The following is a 22,979-nucleotide window of genomic DNA, read 5'->3' on the forward strand; positions in this document are numbered from 1 at the left end:
GAGGGGCACCATGGATCTGAAAAATTTTGAAAAACCGGAATATTTTGTGAACAGGGAGTTAAGCTGGCTGAAGTTTGACGACCGTGTTCTCTCAGAAGCAAGAGATAAAAGCCTGCCTTTGTTTGAAAGGCTGAAATTCACCAGTATTGTGTCTTCCAATCTGGATGAGTTTTATATGGTCCGTGTAGCGTCTTTGAAGGATCAGGTGCATGCAGGCTACGTCAAAACAGACATTGCAGGCATGAGCCCGAAGGAGCAGTTAAAGGAGATCAGCGCACAGACCCATGAGCTGGTGCGTTCCCAGTACAGCACCCTGAACCGTTCCCTTCTGCCTGCTCTTGAGAAGGTAGGGCTTCACCTTGTGATGGAGCATGAGAAGCTGAATGAGGAGCAGCAGGCGTATGTGGACCGTTATTTTGAGGATAATGTGTATCCGGTGCTTACCCCTATGGCAATGGATTCTTCCAGACCGTTTCCGCTGATCCGAAATAAGACTCTGAATATTGGAGCCCTGATTTCCAAAAAAGATAAGAAAAAAGGCAAGGAGGTTCTGGTGTTTGCCACTGTTCAGGTGCCTTCTGTGCTGCCCCGTGTGATTGTGATTCCTTCTGCAAAGAAAGGGGATACTACCGTGATCCTTCTGGAGGAGATCATCGAGCGGAACATTGACAAGCTTTTCCTTGGTTATGATGTGGTCTGCGCACATCCTTACCGTATTATGAGAAATGCAGACCTTTCCATTGACGAGGACGGAGCTGAGGATCTTCTGGTGGAGATCCAGAAGCAGCTGAAAAAGCGCCAGTGGGGCGAGGTGATCCGCCTGGAAGTGGAGGATAAGATCGATTCCAGACTTCTTGGCATTCTGAAAAAGGAATTTGACATTAAGGAAGAGGATATTTTCTACATCAACGGGCCGCTGGATCTGACTATGCTGATGAAGGTGTACGGCCAGGATGGCTTCGACCAGTATAAAGAGCCGAAATATACCCCTGCTGTAGTTCCTGCATTTGCGGATGCCGGCAAGGACATTTTCCAGGTGATCCGAGAGGGAGATGTGTTCCTTCACCATCCATATATGAGCTTTGACCCGGTTGTAAATTTCGTGCGCCAGGCTGCCAAGGATCCGGATGTTCTGGCCATCAAGCAGACTCTGTACCGTGTCAGCGGCAATTCTCCGATTATTGCGGCTCTCGCACAGGCAGCAGAGAACGGCAAGCAGGTTTCCGTTCTGGTGGAACTGAAGGCCCGTTTTGACGAGGAGCACAACATTGTGTGGGCGAAAATGCTGGAAAAAGCAGGCTGCCACGTTATTTACGGTCTGGTTGGACTGAAGACCCACAGCAAGATCACTCTGGTGGTGCGCCGTGAGGATACGGGAATCCGCCGTTATGTGCATCTTGCAACCGGTAACTACAATGATTCTACAGCCAAGCTGTATACAGACTGCGGTATTTTCACCTGCGATGAGCGGTTCGGGGAAGACGCAACTGCTGTATTCAACATGCTTTCCGGATATTCTGAGCCGAAGAGCTGGAACCGTCTGATCGTGGCGCCGATCTGGATGAAGGACCGTTTCCTGAAAATGATCGAGAGGGAAGCGGAGCATGCCAAAAAGGGAATGCCTGCCCTGATCGTGGCCAAGATGAACTCTCTTTGCGATCCCAAGATCATTGAGGCACTGTATCATGCATCCTCCTGCGGCGTGCAGATCTATCTTCTGATCCGTGGAATCTGCTGTCTGCGAGTGGGAATTCCAGGAGTCAGCGAGAACATTCACGTGCGCTCCATTGTAGGAAATTTCCTGGAACACAGCCGTATTTTCTACTTCAAAAACGGCGAGAGTGATGAGATTTACATGGGAAGTGCAGACTGGATGCCCCGTAACCTGGACCGTCGTGTGGAGATTGTTTTCCCGGTTGAGGACGAGCGGATCAAGGACGAGATCAAGCATGTTCTGGATCTGGAGTTCAGGGATAATGTGAAGGCTCATATTCTGCAGCCAGATGGAACTTATGAGAAGACAGACAGACGCGGAAAGGTGCAGATCAATTCCCAGATGGAATTTTGCAGGGAGGCCACAGAAAAAGCACGTGCCCTGAAGAAAAAGGAGAAGCATGAGAACTCCAGAGTGTTTATTCCGGCAGAGCCTGCAGAGGATATTGAGGAGTAAAAAATAGGTGGCTGCCGCGAAAAAATGAGCGGCAGCTAAGAATGTGAAACAGGGAGCAACGGTGAAGTGCGGGGATGATTTTTCAAACACGCTCTAATGACGGTTGTTCCCTTGTTTTGTTTCTAGGAAAATATTCGCAGAGCAAGAAACTGTCTGATGGAGCGTAAGTACGGCGTCCGCATATCTTTTTATACAACAAAAAAACTTCCGAATCACTTCGGAAGTTCCTAGCAGCCAGTACGAGAATCGAACTCGTGTTTTCGCCGTGAGAGGGCGACGTCTTAACCCCTTGACCAACTGGCCATGTAAGCAGTTTGCTTAACATCTGTATTCAATTTGTAGGAAAATGGAGCAGCCAGTACGAGAATCGAACTCGTGTTTTCGCCGTGAGAGGGCGACGTCTTAACCCCTTGACCAACTGGCCATGTAAGCGGTTTGCTTAACATCTGTATCAATTTGTCGGAAAATAAAGCAGCCAGTACGAGAATCGAACTCGTGTTTTCGCCGTGAGAGGGCGACGTCTTAACCCCTTGACCAACTGGCCTTGTCAACCGACTTGCATAGTATAGCCTACTTTCCGGAAGAATGCAAGTACTTTTTTCAAATTTTTTTAAATTTTTTCAAAAACTACGAAAAAACCCGGGAAACATGCGGGTTTCCGGGCACAAAAATTTTTCAAAAATTTCTTTCAAAAGACAAAAAAGCACTGTGGGCGGCCTGGAAAATTTTCTGCTTGCAAAATTACCATAAAGTGGGGTATTATATAGAACGAATGTTTGAACATAAGATAAGACCAGAAGAAGCGGACAGTTGTGTCCGCTTTTCATAACCATTGAAATGATGATGATATCAGGGGCCAAAGGTCTTTTGTCCCTAATTTGAAATCTATGCTGTCAAAGCAAAGAAAGGAAATAACACCATGGCAAAGAAAGACACTTACGACGCGGGGAGTATTTCCGTCCTGGAAGGACTGGAGGCTGTCCGGAAACGTCCGGGAATGTACATCGGAAGTGTATCCCGGAAGGGTCTGAACCATCTGATTTATGAGATTGTGGACAATGCGGTAGATGAGCATCTGGCTGGTTACTGCTCCAATATAGAAGTAACCCTGGAGAAGGACGGCTCCTGTACCGTAAAGGATAACGGACGAGGAATCCCTGTTGATATGCATGCAAAAGGCGTATCCGCAGAGCGTCTTGTATTTACCACGCTTCACGCTGGAGGCAAATTCGACAATTCTGCATACAAGACAAGCGGCGGTCTTCACGGCGTTGGATCTTCTGTTGTAAACGCCCTGTCTACCTATCTTGACATTAAGATCAGCCGTGACGGCTATGTGCATCACGACCACTATGAGAGAGGCGTTCCGACCATCGAGCTGGAGGAGGGACTTCTCCCCAAGCTTTCCAGAACCAGACAGACCGGAACCTGCGTCAATTTCCTTCCGGACCCGGAGATTTTTGAGAAAACAAGATTTTCCTCCACAGAGGTAAAGAGCCGTCTTCATGAGACTGCTTACCTGAACCCGGAGCTGACCATCCATTTTATGGATCTTCGCGGGGACACGCCGGAGGACATTACTTATCATGAGCCGGATGGAATCGTAGGCTATATTAAAGATCTGAACCATAATTCAGAAGCTCTTCACGAGCCAGTGTACCTGAAAGGGGAAGCGGACGGAATCCAGGTGGAAGCTGCATTTCAGTACACCAATGAATTCCGTGAGAATGTACTGGGCTTTTGCAACAATATTTACAATGCAGAGGGCGGCACCCATCTTACTGGATTTAAGACAACCTTTACCACCGTTATGAACAGTTACGCCCGTGAGATCGGCGTCCTGAAGGAAAAAGATGCCAACTTTACAGGTGCGGATATCCGTAACGGGATGACTGCCGTAGTTTCCATCAAGCACCCGGAACCCCGCTTTGAGGGACAGACCAAGACCAAGCTTGACAACCAGGACGCTGCCCGTGCAACAGGAAAAGTGATGTCAGAGCAGCTGGTGCTTTATTTCGACCGTAATCTGGAAACCCTTAAGACCATTTTGTCCTGCGCAGAGAAGGCTGCCAAGATCCGCAAAACAGAGGAGCGTGCCAAGACCAATCTTCTCACCAAGCAGAAATATTCTTTCGACTCCAACGGCAAGCTGGCCAACTGTGAGAAAAAGGATCCTTCCCTTTGCGAGATTTTCATTGTAGAGGGAGATTCCGCAGGCGGCTCCGCCAAAACAGCCAGAGACCGTAACTACCAGGCCATCCTTCCCATTAGGGGAAAAATCCTGAATGTTGAGAAGGCAACCATTGACAAGGTGCTGGCCAATGCGGAGATCAAGACCATGATCAATGCCTTTGGATGCGGATTTTCCGAAGGATACGGAAATGACTTTGATATCACCAAGCTTCGCTATGACAAGATCGTGATCATGGCAGATGCGGACGTGGACGGTGCCCATATTTCCACCCTTCTTCTGACTTTGTTCTACCGGTTTATGCCGGAGCTGATCTATGAGGGACATGTCTATATTGCTATGCCGCCTCTTTACAAGGTTATGCCAAAGAAGGGCGCGGAGGAGTACCTGTACGATGACAAGGCGCTGGAAAAATACCGCCGCAGCCACAAGCCGGGAAGCTTTACCCTTCAGAGATACAAAGGTCTTGGAGAGATGGATGCCCAGCAGCTCTGGGAGACCACACTGAACCCAGAGACCAGAAGAATGAAGCGTGTGGAAATTGAGGATGCCCGTATGGCATCCAGCGTTACAGAGATTCTTATGGGAAGCGATGTACCGCCGCGAAAAGCATTTATTTATGAGCATGCCACAGACGCAGAACTGGATATATAAAGAAGCGCACGCCTGGGAGGCCCAAAATGCCTGCAGGCTGCATCAGAGAGGAATATAAGCGATGGAAACAAAACAGGAAAATGTAATTGCCACGGACTATGCGGACGTGATGCAGAAATCCTATATTGATTATGCCATGAGCGTTATCATTTCCAGGGCACTTCCGGATGTGCGGGACGGCCTGAAGCCGGTACAGAGAAGAACCCTGTATGATATGTATGAGCTTGGAATCCGTTATGACCGACCCTACCGTAAATGCGCCCGTATTGTGGGAGATACCATGGGTAAATATCATCCACACGGCGACAGCTCTATTTACGAGGCACTGGTGGTGATGGCCCAGGATTTTAAGAAAGGCAAGATCCTGGTAGACGGCCACGGAAACTTCGGCTCTATTGAAGGCGACGGTGCCGCTGCCATGCGATATACAGAAGCAAGGCTGGAGAAGCTGACCCAGGAGGTTTTTTTGGCTGATCTGGACAAAAACGTGGTAGACTTTATGCCAAACTTCGATGAGACAGAGAAGGAGCCTGTGGTGCTTCCGGTAAAGGTTCCCAATCTTCTGGTAAACGGAGCAGACGGCATTGCAGTTGGTATGGCAACCAGCATTCCCCCTCACAATCTGGGAGAGGTTGTGGATGCGGTGAAAGCTTACATCAAGAATAATGACATCAGCGTCAAAGGCCTGATGCGTTATCTGAAGGGACCGGATTTCCCAACAGGAGGCCTTGTGGTCAATAAGGACGACCTTCTGAATATTTACGAGACCGGTTCCGGCAAGCTCCGTCTTCGCGGAAAAGTAGAAGTGGAGAAATTAAAGGGCGGCCGCCAGCAGCTGGTGATCACCGAGATCCCTTATACCATGATCGGAGCCAACATTGGAAAATTCTTAAATGATGTGGCATCCCTTGTGGAGACTAAGAAAACTACAGATATTGTGGATATTTCCAACCAGTCCTCCAAAGAGGGAATCCGCATTGTGCTGGAACTGAAAAGGGACGCAGATGTAGAGAACCTTACCAACATGCTCTACAAGAAAACCAGACTTGAGGATACCTTCGGGGTAAACATGCTGGCTGTTGCAAACGGCCGGCCGGAGACATTAAGCCTGAAGCAGATCATCGAGCATCATGTGGATTTTGTGTTTGAGGTAACCACCCGAAAATACAAAACCCTTCTTGGGAAAGAACTGGAGAAAAAAGAGATTCAGGAAGGTCTGATCAAGGCCTGCGATGTGATCGACCTGATCATCGAAATCCTTCGTGGAAGCAAGAACCGGGAGCAGGTAAAGAAATGTCTGGTGGAGGGCATCACAGAGGGAATCAAATTCAAGTCCAAGGCAAGCGAGAAGGCTGCGAAGAATCTGAAATTTACAGAGAACCAGGCAACTGCCATTCTGGAGATGCGTCTGTACCGTCTTATCGGACTGGAGATTGAAGCGCTTCAGGCGGAGTATGATCAGACCATGAAGAACATTGCTTCTTATGAAGATATTCTGAACAACTATGATTCCATGAGCAATGTGATCATCGAGGAACTGGATGGAATCAAAAAAGAGTACGGCACAAAGAGACGCACCGTTATTGAGAACGCAGAGGAAGCTGTATACGAAGAGAAGAAAATGGAAGAGACAGAAGTCTGCTTCCTTATGGACCGCTTCGGCTATATGCGTGTTATTGACAGGAATGCCTATGAGCGCAACAAAGAGGCAGCCCATGCAGAGAACAAATTCGTATTTACCTGCATGAATACAGATAAGATCTGTATTTTCACAGATATGGGTCGGATGCATTCCATTAAGGTTGTGGATATTCCGCTGGTACGCTTCCGGGATAAGGGAACTCCGGTTGATAATCTGAGCAACTATGACAGCACCCAGGAGCAGATCCTTTATGTGGTCCCTGTGGGACAGGTGAAGCTTTCCAGCCTTCTGTTTGTCACAAAGACTTCCATGTGCAAGCTTGTGGCTGGAAGCGAGTTTGATGTTTCCAAGAGAACCATTGCTTCCACAAAGCTTGGGGAAGAGGATGCGCTGATCTTTGTAGGACCTGCAGATGAGATGGAGCAGATCGTTTTCCAGAGCCAGGGCGGCTATTTCCTTCGCATTCTGAAAAACGATGTATCTGCAATGAAGAAAACCTCCGTGGGTGTAAGAGGCATGAAGCTTGCAGAAGGGGATGTGCTGGAGCACGCTTACCTCATCGAGCCCCGCCAGGAATACACCATCACCTATCACGACAAGCCTTACTCTCTGAATAAGGTAAAGCTTGCCAAGCGTGACACCAAGGGCACAAAACCCAGAATTTGAAAATAGCCCTTGCAATTTGGATATAAAGGTGTTAGAATGAAGAAAATCAGAACTTGTTGACAGAGGAGTGGGCGTGAGCCCACTCCTTTTGCTGATAAGGATCGCTGTGCGGCACGAAAAGCGTTACTGGTCAGGAGTGAACAGTAATGTTTGCTGCGGGCTACAGCCACTGACATGGAAAGGCAGGTGGGAAAAATGAGCAGAAAAGAAGAGTACGAACAGAAAGCAGAAGCAATGCTGGCACCCATCGTTGAGAGCAACGGATTCGAGTTGGTCGATGTAGAATATGTGAAGGAAGCAGGAACCTGGTACCTGCGAGGCTACATTGACAAACCCGGCGGAATCACAGTGAATGACTGCGAGACAGTAAGCAGAGCTTTCAGCGACAAGCTGGACGAGGATGATTTCATCGAAGACAGCTACATTATGGAGATCAGCTCTCCGGGACTTGACAGACCGCTGAAGAAAGAAAAGGATTTTGCCAGAAGCATTGGCAAACTGGTAGAAATCAGAACCTACCGGCCAATCGAAAAGCAAAAAGAATTTTGCGGTGAACTAACAGCATATGATAATAACAGTGTGACCATCGACGAGGAAGGAACTCCCCGCACCTTTGACAAGAAGGACATTGCACTGGTACGTCTGGCAATTGATTTCTAAAAGGACCTGTCGCTTTTGCGGCAGTCTGATGAGCGATTAAACTGGAAAGCAAAAAGGAGGAAATAAGAAAAATGAACAAGGAGTTAATGGGTGCTCTGGATGAACTGGAACGCGACAAAAACATCAGCAAGGAAACTCTGCTGGATGCCATTGAGCAGTCCCTGATCCAGGCATACAAGAATCATTTTGGAAAAGCTGACAATGTACACGTAACCATCAACAGAGAGACCGGTGATTTCAGCGTATTTGCAGACCGTACCGTTGTGGAGTTTGTAGACGATCCTGCAGAAGAGATTTCCCTGGCGGAAGCACAGAAGCAGAACACCAATGCTGAGATCGGCGACATTATTAAGGTTCCGATCCATTCTGACAAATTCGGCCGTATCGCCACACAGAATGCGAAGAACGTTATCCTTCAGAAGATCCGCGAGGAAGAGCGCAAGGTTCTCTTTGACCAGTACCACGGCAATGAGAAAGAGGTTGTAACCGGTATCGTGCAGCGTGTGGTTGGACACAATGTGAGCGTAAACCTTGGAAAAGCAGACGCTATCCTTGGTGAGAACGAGCAGGTAAAGGGTGAGACCTTCAAGCCTACTGAGAGAATCAAAGTGTACATTCTGGAAGTGAAGGATACCCCGAAAGGACCGCGCATCCTGGTATCCAGAACACATCCGGGCCTTGTAAAACGTCTTTTTGAATCCGAAGTAGCAGAGGTAAAGGACGGAACTGTTGAGATCAAGAGCATTGCACGTGAGGCTGGATCCCGTACCAAGCTTGCTGTATGGAGCAACGATCCTGACGTAGATCCGGTTGGAGCATGCGTTGGTGTAAACGGAGCCCGTGTCAGCGCCATCGTAAACGAGCTTCGCGGCGAGAAGATCGACATCATCAACTGGGATGAGAACCCGGCCATTCTCATTGAGAACGCATTAAGCCCGGCGAAGGTAATCGCTGTTATGGCGGATCCGGATGAGAAGACTGCACTGGTTGTAGTACCGGATTACCAGCTTTCCCTTGCAATCGGCAAGGAAGGACAGAATGCCCGCCTTGCAGCCCGCCTGACAGGCTTTAAGATTGATATCAAGAGTGAGACTCAGGCAAGAGAATCCGGCGACTTCTATGATTATGATGAGGAAGATGACGAGTACTACGATGAGGATGAGTACGAGGAAGCCTCCGAAGAAGCAGCTGCAGATGAGGAGGCAGAAGCTCCTGCCCAGGATGAGTCTGAGGTAACTGAGGACGCAGCAGAGAATGAAGACGAAGAATAAGATTCCCATGCGCCAGTGTACTGGCTGCAGAGAAATGAAAAATAAAAAAGAAATGATCAGGGTATTAAAAACCGCTGAGGATGAGATCGTTCTGGATGTTACAGGCAAGAAAAACGGTCGGGGAGCCTACATCTGCTTTTCCCGGGAATGCCTGGAAAAAGCAAGAAAGAACCACGGACTGGAGCGTTCTTTGAAGGCGTCTATTCCGGAAGAGGTTTATGAAAGCCTTGAGAAGGAGTTTGATAGTATTGGAGAACAATAAAGCATTATCCCTGATCGGACTGGCAACGAAGGCGGGAAAAACCGTCAGCGGAGAATTTTCCACCGAGAAATCCGTGAAGACAGGCAAAGGATACCTGGCCATTGTAGCAGGGGATTCTTCCGAGAATACAAAGAAGAAGTTCCGGAATATGTGTACCTACTACGAAGTGCCTTTATACATCCTTTCTGACAAAGAGGCCCTTGGCCATGCCATGGGCAAAGAATTTCGTGCCAGCCTTGCCGTGCAGGATGCCAATTTTGCACAGGCTATCATGAAAGTTCTGGGAAAAGAAGGCAGAGAGTGCTGAAAACCTGACACCAAAGAGGAAAAAGTATTCCCGGGAATGCTTTTAAGAGTTCCTGGTGAATAGTTTGGATTCTGGTGAAAGGGAGGCATGGCAGATGACCATCAAAAGGAGCATGTCTGCACAGGACGAAAGACCATTAAAACGAGTAGATAAGAAAAACAGACCTAAAAAAGAGATAGATACGGGAAAGGAGAAAGGAATAACATTGGAGACTCCTAAGACAGAAGAGCAGAAAGTATCAGTAAAGAAAGAAGGCGACGGTGCAGAGGCACCGAAGAAGAAAAAGAATATTATCCGCGTATACCATGCACAGAATGCAAGTGACGGCGGAAAGAACAGAAAGAAACCGGCAGGAGAGAAGAAGGCCCGTCCACAGGGCGCCCGTCCTGCAGCACAGGCAGGCACACCAGCCAAAGCTGAAGCACCTGCAAAGCCAGTGGCACAGACAAGCGCACCAAAGGCAGAGCAGCCTGTAAAGGCCCAGAGTGCACCAGCTAAGACTGAGGCTCCAAAAGCTGCAGCACAGGCAAGCGCACCAAAGGCAGAGCAGCCTGCAAAGACTCAGAATGCACAGCCGGCCAAAGCGCAGAATGAAGCATCTGCAAAACCGGCAGGCCAGCAGAACAGAAATGAGAATGGATCACGCCAGGGCGGCCAGAATTCTGATAACAGAAACGGCCAGCAGGGCGGACGAGGTTTCCGTCAGGGAGAGAACCGCGACAACAACCGTGACAACCGAGGCGGAAACGGCGGCAGATTCGGTCAGGGAAGATCCCAGGGCGGCCAGGGACAGTTCCGCGGAAACAGAAACGGTGACGGCCAGGGAAGACCTGCAAGACAGGGCGATTCCCAGAACAGAGGCCCGCGTCAGGGTGATGGAAACGGACGTAATTTCCGTCAGGGAGATAATCGTGACAACCGTAATGGAAATGGAGGCAGATTTGGCCAGGGAAGACCACAGGGCGGCCAGGGACGTTTCGGAGGCAAGGACGAAGGACGCAGTGAGGGACGCTTCGGCGGACAGAACCACCAGGGCGGCCAGCGTTCCGGCGGCGCAAGAAGAAGCGGAGGATCCGATGCCATCTTCACACCGGAGCTGACCAAGACATCCAAGGACAGCAAGCGTGAGCGCGACAGAGAGAATAAGAACAAGAAGAAAGATTTTGATAAGACCTCAGGCGGCGGACACAGACCGAACCAGGGCGGAAGAAATCAGATGTCCAGAATTCCGAAAGCCCTTCAGAAGCCAGCTCCGCAGCCAAAGCAGGAAGAGAAGAAGCCAGAGATCAAGGAGATCACAATTCCGGAGAAGCTTACCATCCGCGAGCTTGCTGAGGCTATGAAGATGCAGCCATCTGCAATCGTGAAGAAGTTGTTTATGGAAGGCCAGATGGTAACTGTAAACCATGAGATCGATTTCGAGCAGGCAGAGGAGATCGCTCTTGGATTTGATATTATTGCAGAGAAAGAGGAGAAGGTAGACGTTATCGAGGAGCTTCTGAAAGAGGAAGAGGAAGATGAGTCCACAATGGTTTCCAGACCGCCTGTAGTCTGCGTTATGGGTCATGTTGACCATGGTAAAACCTCCCTTCTGGATGCAATCCGTAAGACAAATGTAACAAGAGGCGAGGCCGGCGGAATCACACAGCACATCGGTGCTTATGTAGTTGACATCAACGGCCAGAAGATCACCTTCCTTGATACACCTGGACATGAGGCATTTACTGCCATGCGTATGCGTGGAGCAAACTCCACAGATATCGCAGTCCTTGTAGTAGCAGCAGACGATGGTGTCATGCCTCAGACTGTAGAGGCGATCAGCCATGCAAAGGCAGCTGGCGTAGAGATCATCGTTGCCATCAACAAGATCGATAAGCCAAGCGCAAACATCGAGCGTGTAAAACAGGAGCTTTCCGAGTATGAGCTGATTCCGGAAGACTGGGGCGGAACTACCCCGTTCGTACCGGTATCTGCAAAGACTGGTGAGGGAATCGATGACCTTCTTGAGATGATCCTGTTAACTGCAGAGGTTTCCGAGCTGAAAGCCAACCCGAACCGTGCAGCAAGAGGTCTTGTCATTGAGGCTCAGCTGGATAAGGGTAAAGGACCGGTTGCCACCATCCTTGTACAGAAGGGTACCCTTCATGTAGGAGATTTTATTGCAGCAGGCGCATGCAGCGGTAAAGTACGTGCCATGATGGATGATAAGGGACGCCGTGTAAAACAGGCTGGCCCGTCTACTCCGGTAGAGATCCTTGGCCTTGGCGATGTGCCAAACGCAGGTGAGGTTCTCATGTCCTTTGAGAACGATAAAGAAGCAAAGAACTTTGCAGCAGCATTTGTTTCCGAGAACAAGAACCGTCTTCTTGAGGAAACCAAAGGCAAGCTTTCCCTGGATAATCTGTTTGACCAGATCCAGGCAAGCGATCTGAAAGAGCTTCCGATCATTGTCAAAGCCGATGTTCAGGGTTCTGTAGAGGCTGTTAAGCAGAGTCTTGTGAAGCTTTCCAATGAGGAAGTTGTAGTAAGAGTGATCCATGGCGGTGTTGGTGCCATCAATGAGTCCGATGTCAGCCTTGCTGCTACCTCAAATGCCATCATCATCGGATTTAACGTACGTCCGGATACCACAGCGAAGCAGCTTGCTGAGCAGGAGGGCGTAGACCTTCGTCTGTACAAGGTTATCTACCAGGCAATCGAGGATGTGGAAGCTGCCATGAAGGGTATGCTGGATCCGGTATTCGAGGAGAAGGTAATCGGCCATGCAGAGGTTCGTCAGCTGTTCAAGGCTTCCGGTGTCGGAACCATCGCAGGAAGCTATGTGCTTGACGGTACCTTCCAGAGAGGCTGCAAGGTCCGCATCAGCAGAGGAGAGGACCAGATTTACGAAGGCGAGCTGGCTTCCCTTAAGAGATTTAAAGATGATGTCAAGGAAGTTCGTGCGGGATATGAGTGCGGTCTTGTATTCCAGGATTTCAACGACGTAAAAGAAGAAGACAAAGTAGAAGCATATATTATGGTTGAGGTGCCGCGCTAGAGCCTGTTTGAAAAATAAAAATTGGGGGCAATGGGTATTTGCTCCCAATTTTTCATATGCTACGGGCGCACCTGTATAGGAGAGACCAATCATGAGAAAAAACAGTATCAAAAATACCAGGATCAATGCAGAGGTTCAAAAAGAACTGAGCAATATCATCCGCGGTGAGATCAAGGACCCGCGCATCCATCCCATGACATCTGTGATGGCTGTGGAGGTTGCACCGGACCTTAAGACCTGCAAGGCTTTTATCAGCGTGCTTGGCAGTGAGGAATCCAAGAAATCCACCATCAGCGGCCTGAAAAGCGCAGAAGGCTACATCCGCCGTCAGCTTGCAAAGAACCTGAATCTTCGCAACACTCCGGAGATCCGTTTTATCCTGGACGAGTCCATTGAGTACGGCGTAAATATGTCCAAGCTGATCGATGATGTGATCGAGCATGATCACTTAAGAAGCGGCGAGGAAGAAGCAGCAGACGCAAACGAGGAATAGTTCAGCAGAAGAGTGTGAAACTACAGTGTGCATGATTTTTGTGCATCGTGAAACGGCGGCCAGCGGTCAAGTGGCTGGCCGCCGCGATGAGAATAATGAGGTGAAGGAATGGAAAGAATCGAAGAAATCCTGGATGGTGTGAAGACTATGGGAATCGGCGGACATGTGCGCCCGGACGGCGACTGCGTAGGTTCCTGCATGGCACTTTATCTGTATATCAAAAAGTGGTATCCGAAGATTCACGCAGACATTTATCTGGAGAAGCCAAAGCCGGTATTCGGACATATTGCCTGCATGGATGAAGTGAAATATGAGGCAGGGGAAGAGAAGGAATATGATCTTTTTGTAACCTGCGACGTAAGTGCACTGGACCGTCTGGCTGTGGCAAGGGAGCATTTTGCCCATGCGAAAAAGACAGTCTGCATTGACCATCATATCAGCAATCCGGGCTTTGCAGATACCAATCATGTAAAGGGCGAGATCAGCTCCGCAAGTGAGGTACTGTACAGCCTTCTGGACAAAGAGAAGATCGACCTGGACATTGCAACTGCCATCTATACGGGAATGATCCACGACACAGGCGTGTTCCAGTATTCTTCCACATCCCCGGACACCATGCGCATTGCAGGTGACCTGATGGCAAAAGGTGTGGATTTCTCCAACATTATCGACCAGTCCTTTTACCAGAAGAGCTATATCCAGAACCAGGTTATGGGACGTGTGCTGGCAGAGAGCATTATGCTTCTGGACGGCAAATGCATTGTGGGCTACATGAAAATGCGTGATATGGAGTTCTACGGCGTACAGCCTGCTGACCTGGACGGAATCGTAAGCCAGCTTCGCCTGACAAAGGGCGTGGAAGTGGCAATGTTTATCTATGAGCATGCAAGCCAGCTGTTCAAGGTGTCACTTCGTTCCAATGGAAAAGTGGATGTAAGCAAGATCGCATCCTACTTTGGCGGCGGCGGCCATATCAGGGCTGCAGGCTGCGACCTGGCTGGCTCCATGTATGATGTAATCAACAATATTTCAGAACAGATCGAAAAACAGCTTTTAGGACAGGATGAGTAATGGCAGAATTTCAGGGAATTATTGTAATCCATAAAGAAAAAGGCTTTACCTCTCACGACGTGGTGGCCAAGCTTCGGGGAATCCTCCATATGAAGAAGATCGGCCATACAGGCACCCTGGACCCGGACGCTACAGGCGTGCTTCCTGTGGCGCTGGGCAAGGGAACCAAGCTGGTGGATCTTCTCACAGACAAGGAGAAAACCTATGAGGCTGTGCTTCATCTTGGCATCACCACAGACACCCAGGACATGTCGGGGGCAGTCCTGAAGGAAAGGGAGGTGTCTGTCACAGAGGAAGAAGTAAAAGAAGTGCTGAGAAGCTTTGTAGGGGAGCAGATGCAGGTTCCGCCTATGTATTCCGCCCTGAAGGTGGATGGAAAGAAGCTTTATGAGCTGGCAAGAGAGGGCAAAACCGTAGAGAGAAAGGCACGTCCGGTGTGCTTTTATGAGATAGAGCCGCTGGAAATCCATCTTCCCCTGGTGAAAATCCGGGTAACCTGCAGCAAAGGAACCTACATCCGCACCCTGTGCCATGATGTGGGGGAGAAGCTTGGCTGCGGCGGCTGCATGGAAGAGCTGCTCCGCACAAAGGTGGGCAGATTTTCCCTGGAAGAGAGCCACACCCTTTCAGAGGTACAGGCAGCTATGGAAGAAGGAACCATCCAGGATCAGATCTATCCGGTGGAACAGGTTCTGGCGGATTATCCCGCAGTTTATGCGGATTCCTACGGGGACAGGCTTTTGTTAAACGGCAATCCGCTGTCTGAGAATCTGGTAAGTCCCCAGCACAAAGAGGGCTGGGTGCGCATGTATGCCAGTGATAAAACATTTACAGGTATTTTTCAGTGGGACAAGGGGAAAAAGAAATATTATCCGGTAAAGATGTTTTGACAGGAGGATATATGGAATACCTGAAGATAGAGGGTGAGTTTCCGAAACTTGCCAACTGTGCAGTAACAATGGGAAAATTTGACGGGATCCACCGCGGGCACCGCAAGCTGGTAGAGAAGATCAAGGAGCGAAAGGCACTTGGGGAGCAGGCAGTCCTGTTTGCCATCGATGCTTCCAGCAACATGATCCTGACCAGTGCGGAGCGGGCTTCCCTTCTTGAAAAGCTTGGCGTGGATGTGCTGGTGGAATGTCAGCTGGATGACAGGATCCGGCATATGAAGGCTGAGAATTTTATAAAAGAGATTTTGATGGGAGATCTGGGGGCTTCCTATGTGGTAGTCGGGGAAGACAACCGTTTCGGCTTTGAGCGCAAAGGCACCCCAAAGCTTCTGGAAGAATTTGGAAGCAAATATGGCTTCCAGGTGGAAATCCTCTCCAAGGAGATGGACGGCCGCCGGAAAATCAGCAGTACCTTTATCAGGGAAGAACTGAAAAAGGGAAATATGGAAAAAGTAAGCTCTCTGATGGGAGCGGATTATTTTGTGGAGGGCCAGGTAGTCCACGGGCGTGGGATGGGGCATAAAGTCCTTCTTCCCACCACCAATCTTGTTCCCCCAAAGAGCAAGATCCTGCCGCCAAACGGCGTGTACGTGACAAGCTCCTATTTCGGGGAAAAGGTTTACCACGGAATCACCAACATTGGCTATAAGCCTACGGTAGGTGAGAGCTTTGTTGGTGTGGAGACTTATCTTTTTGACTGCGAGGAAGACCTCTACGGAGAAAACTGCCGTGTTGATTTTAAAAAGTTCCTGCGTCCTGAGAGGAAATTTTCCTCTCTCGAGGCGTTAAAAGCCAGACTTCTGGCAGATGCCGAAGATGGCAGGGCTTATTTTAATGAGGGAGATCATAATTAATGGCAGAAATCATACTTGGATTAATGGGCGGATTGGGACTTTTCCTGTATGGAATGCGCCTGATGAGCGACAGCCTGGAAAAGGCCGCAGGAGCCAAAATGCGAAGTATTCTGGAATTTTTTACCAAGACTCCCCTTCGTGGGATCCTGGTAGGAACCTTTTTTACCGCAATTATCCAGTCCTCAAGTGCAGCCACGGTTATGGCAGTGAGCTTCGTCAACTCGGGGCTTATGAACCTGTATCAGGCTGCGGGCGTGATTATGGGAGCCAACATCGGTACGACCATTACCTCCCAGCTGATCGCCTTTAACTTATCGGAGCTGGCGCCTGTGATCATTATGGCAGGAATCTTCATGCTGATGTTTTCCAGGAAGACCAGGGTTCAGAGAGCCGGCGAGGTGCTGGTGGGCTTTGGCATTTTGTTCATGGGGCTTACCTCCATGTCCTCTGCCATGAGTGTTCTGAAGGAATCCCCGCAGGTGGTAAATGCCATGGGTTCCCTGAACAGCCATTCCCTGGCACTTGTTACAGGCATGGCAGTAACTGCAGTACTGCAGAGCTCTTCTGCAACTGTGGGAATTATCCTGCTGCTTGCTAACCAGGGACTTCTGGATATGCGGATCTGCTTCTTTATTATCCTGGGCTGCAACATTGGAGCCTGCGTGTCTGCCTTGATCGCGGGACTTAGCGGGAAACGGGATGCCAAGAGGGCAGCTCTGATCCATCTGTTTTTTAATATCATCGGCACTGCCATCATGTATGTGGTGATTTCCATTGGGCTGGAGCCCATCACTCATTTCATAGAAACCATTTCCGGACACAATCCGGGACGTGAGGTGGCAAATGCCCATACCTTGATCAAGATCGTGGAGGTGCTGATGCTGGCACCCTTTACCAGACAGATCGTAAAGCTTACCGGCTTCTTTGTAAAAAAGGAAGAGACAAAGAACCAGGATGGCTTCTGCCTGCAGTATATTGGGGAAAAATCCGTTTATTCTCCCACAACGGCAGTGTTTGATGCTATTCAGGAGATGAGCCGCATGGGACAGCTGGCCGTTACCAATCTGGAACGCGCTATGAATGCCCTGATCACCCTGGACGAGGCGGATATCGGGGAAGTTTATGTGGTGGAAAAGCAGATTGATTTTCTCAACCATGAGATTACCAGCTATCTGGTCAAGGTGAACCAGACCACCCTTCCGGCAGAGGATGCCAAAAGCATTGGCGGCCTGTTTCATATTGTAAATGATATTGAGCGCATCGGAGACCATGCGGAAAACGTTGCAGATGCGGCAAAAGTGAGGCTGAATCAGAAAATTGAGTTCAGTCCACAGGCAAGGGCAGAGCTTTCCGCCATGCTGGATCTGGTTATTAAGGTCACGACTTATTCACTGGATATGTTTGCACATAACAATCTGACCCATATGCAGGATATTCTGGATCTGGAGGATCAGGTGGACCAGATGGAAAAGGATCTGCAGGAGTCCCATGTTCTGCGTCTGACAAGGGGAGAATGCACGGCAGAGGCGGGAATGATCTTTTCGGATATTATTTCCGGCCTGGAAAGAGTCTCAGACCATGCCACAAATATTGCCTTTTACCTTTTGGATGAGGATCATGTGGAACGGCAGAAGGAGAAGCGGGAAGACCGCTGGAAAGATTTCTGAGTAATTTTGTGAAAAAGTGGTTTACAGAAGTTTTTTGGTATGCTATACTAGGCAAGGTGTGAACAGGAATTTTTTTGTTCACCATACAAGAGAACAGCCCATATTCAGGGGTTGGAGACTCCGACCGTCTCTTAATATGCGGCGATTACGTCCCCGCAGGAATACCTGCATGGGAGACCACTAAAATATAAGGAGGAAATCAAAATGATTTCAAAAGAAAAGAAAGCAGCAATCATGAAAGAGTATGCAAGATGTGAGGGAGATACTGGTTCACCAGAGGTACAGGTAGCTGTTCTTACTGCAAGAATCCAGGAGCTTACTGAGCATTTACAGAACAACCACAAGGATCATCATTCCAGACGTGGTCTGCTGAAAATGGTAGGTCAGAGACGTGGACTGTTAGCTTACTTAAAGAAAACAGACATCGAAAGATACCGTGCACTGATTGAGAAATTAGGCTTAAGAAAATAATTAGTATGCGGAAGGGGCGGATTTCCATCCGCCCCATTTTAAGATGTAAAGCCAGAATTTCCGAGACTTCTGAAAAGGACATTTGGTCTGAAGTGTGTTTTTCAGTCGTTTCGGACTTGTGTTCTGGCAGATGAAGATTTTATATTGAAAAGGAGAGAAGACATGTACAAAAGTTATTCCATGGAATTAGCTGGAAGAACACTTACCGTAGATATCGGACGTGTTGCGAAACAGGCCAATGGCGCAGCACTGATGCATTATGGTGATACCACCGTACTTGCTACAGCAACTGCTTCCAAGGAGCCAAGAGAGGGAATCGACTTTTTCCCGTTAAGCGTTGAATATGAAGAGAAAATGTACGCCGTAGGAAAGATCCCGGGCGGTTTCAATAAGAGAGAGGGAAAGGCAAGCGAGCATGCGATCCTTACCTCTCGTGTTATCGACAGACCGATGCGTCCTCTGTTCCCGAAGGATTACAGAAATGACGTCACACTGGTAGACATGGTTATGTCCGTTGATCCGGAGTGCAATCCGGAGATCCCGGCTATGCTTGGTTCTTCCCTTGCAACCTGCATTTCCGATATTCCGTTTGATGGTCCATGCGCAACTACACAGATCGGTCTTATTAATGGAGAGTTCATTGTGAACCCTACACTGGCACAGAAGGATGTTTCTGACCTTCAGCTGACCGTTGCTTCCACAAGAGACAAGGTTATCATGATCGAGGCTGGTGCCAATGAGGTTCCGGAGGATCAGATGATCGAAGCCATCTATAAGGCACACGAAGTAAACCAGGAAATCATCAAATTCTTCGACCAGATCATTGCTGAGTGCGGCAAAGAGAAGCACAGCTATGAGTCCTGCGCAGTTCCGCAGGAGCTGTTTGACGCCATCAAAGAGATTGTTCCTCCGGAAGAGATGGAGGTTGCGGTATTCTCCGATGACAAGCAGACAAGAGAGAACAACATCGCACAGATCACAGACAAGCTGAAAGAGGCTTTCGCAGAAAAAGAAGAGTGGCTTGCAGTTCTTGGCGAGGCGGTTTACCAGTATCAGAAAAAGACCGTTCGCAAGATGATCCTCAAGGATCACAAGCGTCCGGACGGCCGTGCCATCACACAGATCCGTCCTCTGGCTGCAGAGGTTGACATCATCCCGAGAGTACATGGCTCTGCTATGTTTACCCGTGGACAGACTCAAATCTGCACCATCACGACTCTGGCACCTCTTGCAGAGGCTCAGAGACTTGACGGACTTGACGAGTTCGAGACAACCAAGAGATATATGCATCATTACAACTTCCCGTCCTACTCTGTAGGTGAGACCAAGCCGTCCAGAGGACCGGGACGCCGTGAGATCGGACATGGAGCACTGGCTGAGAGAGCACTTGTTCCGGTACTTCCAAGCGTAGAGGAATTCCCATATGCGATTCGTACAGTATCCGAGACTTTTGAGTCCAACGGATCTACTTCCCAGGCAAGTATCTGTGCGTCCACTATGTCCCTTGAGGCAGCCGGCGTACCGATCAAGAAACCGGTTGCAGGTATTTCCTGCGGTCTGGTTACAGGTGATACAGATGATGACTATATCGTTCTTACCGATATCCAGGGTCTTGAGGACTTCTTCGGCGACATGGACTTCAAGGTAGCCGGAACTCATGACGGTATCACTGCAATCCAGATGGATATTAAGATCCACGGTCTTACAAGACAGATCGTAGAGGAAGCAATCAGACGTACCAAGGAAGCAAGAGAGTATATCCTCAATGAGGTTATTGAGAAATGCATTCCTGCACCTCGTACTTCTGTTGGCAAATTTGCTCCGAAGATCATCCAGATCCAGATCGATCCTCAGAAGATCGGTGATGTGGTTGGTCAGAGAGGAAAGACAATCAACACCATTATCGAGCGCACAGGCGTGAAGATCGACATCACAGACGAGGGTGCTGTATCTATCTGCGGTGTAGACGATAAGAATATGCAGGAAGCAAAGCGCATGGTTGAGATCATCGCTTCTGACTTCGAGCAGGGACAGATCCTTACCGGACAGGTTGTAAGCATCAAAGAGTTCGGTGCATTTGTTGAGTTTGCACCTGGCAAAGAGGGAATGGTTCACATTTCCAAGATCTGCAAGGAGAGAATCAACCGTGTAGAGGATGTTCTCACACTTGGTGATAAAGTGACTGTAATCTGCCTTGGAAAAGACAAGATGGGAAGAATGAGCTTCAGCATCAAGGATGTTCCGGCAGATGCCAAATAAGAATAAGATTTCACATTGCTGAGAGAATTTTAAGCAGCGATAATTTTAGAATGCCGGACAAAATGCCCGGCATTCTTTATATCTTGTAGGCATCATCCTGATACGAGGGATAAAAACGCGTTTAGGGCATGCACTGAATGAAATGAGGTAGGTGCAGCATAGGGCCTGCACAGCATGAATTATGTGATTTACAGGAGGAATTATGAAGAGAATCGGGAAATTTCATAAAGTAAGTAAAGAGCGCTTCGTGGCAGACTGGATGGATGCTTTTGAGGGTGCTACTGTGGAGGAAGCAGAGAAGATTTACGAGGGAATCCGTCTGCCAAGACGTGCCACAGCAGGAAGTGCGGGTTATGATTTCTTTTCCCCGGTGGATTTTACTATCAAGCCGGGTGAGACAGTCAAGTTCCCAACAGGAATCCGTGTGGAGATGGATCAGGAGTGGGTGCTGAAATGCTATCCAAGAAGCGGTCTTGGATTCAAATACCGCCTGCAGCTGAACAATACCGTTGGAATTATTGACAGCGATTATTTCTATTCTGACAACGAAGGCCATATTTTCGCCAAGCTGACCAATGACACCAATGAGAATAAGGTGGTGGAGTTAAAGGCGGACACCGGGTTCATGCAGGGAATCTTTGTGGAGTATGGAATCACAGTGGATGATGATGTGACAGATGTGAGAAACGGCGGATTCGGAAGTACTACGAAGTAAGAAAAATCAGTGAGCAAAGTCCGCGGGAAATGTGAGTAAATCAGCGGATTTCGAATATTATAAACCATAAAAGCAGGCAATGTGAAAGAGTTATCAATCACAGAGCCTGCTTTTTGATTGCTTAAAAATTTTTGAAAAAGAAAATCCGGGAAATTACTCTAACGGTATTCCGGCAGCCTCTGCCTCTTTCGCATTCTGCAGTACTGTGTCAAATGCGATGGCAGCCTTATTGTACTCCTCGTCGCTCTCGATATTGGAAAGCATAGGAGCGCCTGTCTCGGTGCGGGCGAAGGAATACAGATAAACCTCGCCGTCGTGGTTCTGTCCGTTCTCATCAAGTGGAAGAAGGGCAATATACTCCTTGGCATCTACCGGGAAAATGGTCAGGATGGCGCATTCTACCTCGGTGTCGTCCTCCATGGTCAGGGTAATGGTGCTGTGCTGGTTCGGATCTGTGCTGCAGCCGCCGCAGGTGGAGCAGTCAGAACCGCCGCAGGATGCGCTGCTTCCACAGCTTCCGCAGGAATTATTCACATCTAAATCACTCATTTGAAATACCTCGCTTTATTTTTGATCAAACTGCCCAAGGCGCCTTAGAGCCTGTTTGAAAAATCATTCCTGCAGAAAGCCTTTTTCAAACACGCTCTAGGGCAGGGCAATTCGTGAATATTAAGATTGTACCAGAAAAATAAGGTTTTGTGAATAGGGAAAACTGTGTTATAATGAAGAAAGTGTTAGAATATAATTATTGTTCACAGACAATAACGGACAAAGAGTGTGATTGTGAAATATGTGAGCAATAACCATAATTTTTACAGATTGGAGAATAACATGAAGCTTGTATCATGGAACGTAAATGGAATCCGCGCATGTATCACCAAGGGCTTTGAGGAGAGCTTTGCAAAGCTGGACGCAGATATTTTCTGTCTGCAGGAGACCAAATGCCAGGAGAATCAGGTGAAGCTGGAACTTCCGGGCTATCATCAGTACTGGAACTATGCCAACCGCAAAGGCTATTCCGGAACCGCCGTATTCACGAAGAAGGAGCCGCTGTCCGTGACCTACGGACTTGGAATAGAAGAGCATGACAAGGAAGGCCGTGTGATCAACGCCGAGATGGAGGATTTTTATCTGGTGACCGTGTACACGCCCAATTCCCAGTCCGAGCTTCGCAGGCTGGAATACCGCATGGAATGGGAGCGGGATTTCCTTGCCTATCTTCTGAAGCTGCAGGAGAAGAAGCCTGTGATCTGCTGCGGGGACATGAATGTGGCACACCAGGAAATCGACCTGAAGAACCCCAAGACCAATCGGATGAATGCCGGCTTCACAGACGAGGAGCGTGCCTGCTTTACCAAAGTGCTGGAAGCTGGATTTATCGATACCTTCCGCTATTTTTACCCGGATCTGGAGGGCGCGTATTCCTGGTGGTCTTATCGTTTCAAGGCTAGGGAGAAGAACGCCGGATGGAGAATCGACTATTTTATTACGTCTCCATCGCTGAAAGAAAAGCTGGAAGATGCGAAGATCCACAGCGACATTATGGGATCTGATCATTGCCCGGTGGAACTGGATCTGAAATTTTAGATTCAAACAAGCTCTGGCAGGAAAAAAGCCTGAAACATTTAGCCGGGACGGG

18 protein-coding genes and 3 tRNA genes are annotated in these 22,979 nt (G+C 48.7%); 17 read left to right on the forward strand and 4 right to left on the reverse strand.

Annotation, left to right across the window (positions count from 1 at the left end; translation table 11 throughout):
• The first annotated feature begins 10 nt into the window (after window positions 1–10).
• Window positions 11–2,170, forward strand: a complete 2,160-nt coding sequence (locus H8S54_RS00470) for an RNA degradosome polyphosphate kinase (protein WP_186900680.1) — start codon at window positions 11–13, stop codon at window positions 2,168–2,170.
• 231 nt (window positions 2,171–2,401) lie between these two features.
• Here the strand turns inward: H8S54_RS00470 and H8S54_RS00475 are convergent.
• The 3 genes from H8S54_RS00475 to H8S54_RS00485 form a co-directional block, all read right to left on the reverse strand.
• Window positions 2,402–2,473 (reverse strand) — tRNA-Glu (locus tag H8S54_RS00475).
• 49 nt (window positions 2,474–2,522) lie between these two features.
• Window positions 2,523–2,594: transfer RNA gene (locus tag H8S54_RS00480), tRNA-Glu, on the reverse strand.
• Between the two features lie 48 nt (window positions 2,595–2,642).
• A tRNA-Glu gene (locus tag H8S54_RS00485) sits at window positions 2,643–2,714 on the reverse strand.
• Window positions 2,715–3,089: 375 nt separating this feature from the next.
• On the opposite strand from H8S54_RS00485, the gene H8S54_RS00490 reads away from it, so the two are divergent.
• The 15 genes from H8S54_RS00490 to H8S54_RS00560 all read left to right on the forward strand — a co-directional run bounded on the left by H8S54_RS00490 (window position 3,090) and on the right by H8S54_RS00560 (window position 21,340).
• Window positions 3,090–5,015: a DNA gyrase/topoisomerase IV subunit B gene (locus H8S54_RS00490; protein WP_021926468.1), complete on the forward strand. Its 1,926-nt coding sequence runs from the start codon at window positions 3,090–3,092 to the stop codon at window positions 5,013–5,015.
• A gap of 61 nt (window positions 5,016–5,076) precedes the next feature.
• Window positions 5,077–7,323 (forward strand): DNA gyrase/topoisomerase IV subunit A, encoded by a 2,247-nt coding sequence (locus H8S54_RS00495; protein ID WP_186900681.1) that lies wholly within the window; start codon window positions 5,077–5,079, stop codon window positions 7,321–7,323.
• Between the two features lie 195 nt (window positions 7,324–7,518).
• Window positions 7,519–7,983 (forward strand): ribosome maturation factor RimP, encoded by a 465-nt coding sequence (locus H8S54_RS00500; RefSeq protein ID WP_186900682.1) that lies wholly within the window; start codon window positions 7,519–7,521, stop codon window positions 7,981–7,983.
• 71 nt (window positions 7,984–8,054) lie between these two features.
• Complete coding sequence (gene nusA, locus H8S54_RS00505; protein WP_186900683.1) at window positions 8,055–9,254, forward strand: transcription termination factor NusA; 1,200 nt, start codon at window positions 8,055–8,057, stop codon at window positions 9,252–9,254.
• Entirely contained in the window at window positions 9,238–9,516 is a 279-nt protein-coding gene (gene rnpM / locus H8S54_RS00510) for an RNase P modulator RnpM (protein WP_021926472.1), read from the forward strand. Before nusA ends, rnpM begins: the two co-directional genes overlap by 17 nt.
• Complete coding sequence (locus H8S54_RS00515) at window positions 9,503–9,823, forward strand: L7Ae/L30e/S12e/Gadd45 family ribosomal protein (protein ID WP_021926473.1); 321 nt, start codon at window positions 9,503–9,505, stop codon at window positions 9,821–9,823. Before rnpM ends, H8S54_RS00515 begins: the two co-directional genes overlap by 14 nt.
• Window positions 9,824–9,917: 94 nt before the next feature.
• Entirely contained in the window at window positions 9,918–12,860 is a 2,943-nt protein-coding gene (gene infB / locus H8S54_RS00520) for a translation initiation factor IF-2 (protein ID WP_186900684.1), read from the forward strand.
• A 91-nt stretch (window positions 12,861–12,951) separates the two neighbouring features.
• Entirely contained in the window at window positions 12,952–13,353 is a 402-nt protein-coding gene (gene rbfA, locus H8S54_RS00525) for a 30S ribosome-binding factor RbfA (protein WP_021925744.1), read from the forward strand.
• A gap of 108 nt (window positions 13,354–13,461) precedes the next feature.
• A complete protein-coding gene (locus H8S54_RS00530; protein ID WP_021925745.1) occupies window positions 13,462–14,424 on the forward strand; it encodes a DHH family phosphoesterase in 963 nt (320 codons plus the stop codon).
• Window positions 14,424–15,314 carry a tRNA pseudouridine(55) synthase TruB gene (gene truB, locus H8S54_RS00535; protein WP_021925746.1) on the forward strand — a complete coding sequence of 297 codons (891 nt, stop codon included), beginning with the start codon at window positions 14,424–14,426 and terminating at the stop codon, window positions 15,312–15,314. Before H8S54_RS00530 ends, truB begins: the two co-directional genes overlap by 1 nt.
• 11 nt (window positions 15,315–15,325) lie before the next feature.
• Complete coding sequence (locus H8S54_RS00540; RefSeq protein ID WP_117853476.1) at window positions 15,326–16,228, forward strand: bifunctional riboflavin kinase/FAD synthetase; 903 nt, start codon at window positions 15,326–15,328, stop codon at window positions 16,226–16,228.
• Window positions 16,228–17,895, forward strand: coding sequence for a Na/Pi cotransporter family protein (locus H8S54_RS00545; RefSeq protein ID WP_021925748.1), 1,668 nt, complete (start codon window positions 16,228–16,230; stop codon window positions 17,893–17,895). Before H8S54_RS00540 ends, H8S54_RS00545 begins: the two co-directional genes overlap by 1 nt.
• A 204-nt stretch (window positions 17,896–18,099) precedes the next feature.
• On the forward strand, window positions 18,100–18,366 hold the full coding sequence (gene rpsO, locus H8S54_RS00550) for a 30S ribosomal protein S15 (protein ID WP_117853474.1): 267 nt from the start codon (window positions 18,100–18,102) through the stop codon (window positions 18,364–18,366).
• Window positions 18,367–18,528: 162 nt separating this feature from the next.
• Window positions 18,529–20,625 carry a polyribonucleotide nucleotidyltransferase gene (locus tag H8S54_RS00555; RefSeq protein ID WP_117853471.1) on the forward strand — a complete coding sequence of 699 codons (2,097 nt, stop codon included), beginning with the start codon at window positions 18,529–18,531 and terminating at the stop codon, window positions 20,623–20,625.
• Window positions 20,626–20,827: 202 nt separating this feature from the next.
• Complete coding sequence (locus H8S54_RS00560; protein WP_021925353.1) at window positions 20,828–21,340, forward strand: dCTP deaminase/dUTPase family protein; 513 nt, start codon at window positions 20,828–20,830, stop codon at window positions 21,338–21,340.
• Window positions 21,341–21,493: 153 nt separating this feature from the next.
• Here H8S54_RS00560 and H8S54_RS00565 read toward each other — a convergent pair whose 3' ends face one another.
• Entirely contained in the window at window positions 21,494–21,889 is a 396-nt protein-coding gene (locus H8S54_RS00565; protein ID WP_021925354.1) for a DUF1292 domain-containing protein, read from the reverse strand.
• Window positions 21,890–22,171: 282 nt separating this feature from the next.
• Here H8S54_RS00565 and H8S54_RS00570 point away from each other — a divergent pair, with 282 nt between their 5' ends.
• Window positions 22,172–22,927: an exodeoxyribonuclease III gene (locus H8S54_RS00570; protein WP_186900685.1), complete on the forward strand. Its 756-nt coding sequence runs from the start codon at window positions 22,172–22,174 to the stop codon at window positions 22,925–22,927.
• Window positions 22,928–22,979 lie beyond the last annotated feature (52 nt).

Source organism: Blautia segnis (assembly GCF_014287535.1).
Classification (GTDB): domain Bacteria; phylum Bacillota; class Clostridia; order Lachnospirales; family Lachnospiraceae; genus Blautia_A; species Blautia_A acetigignens.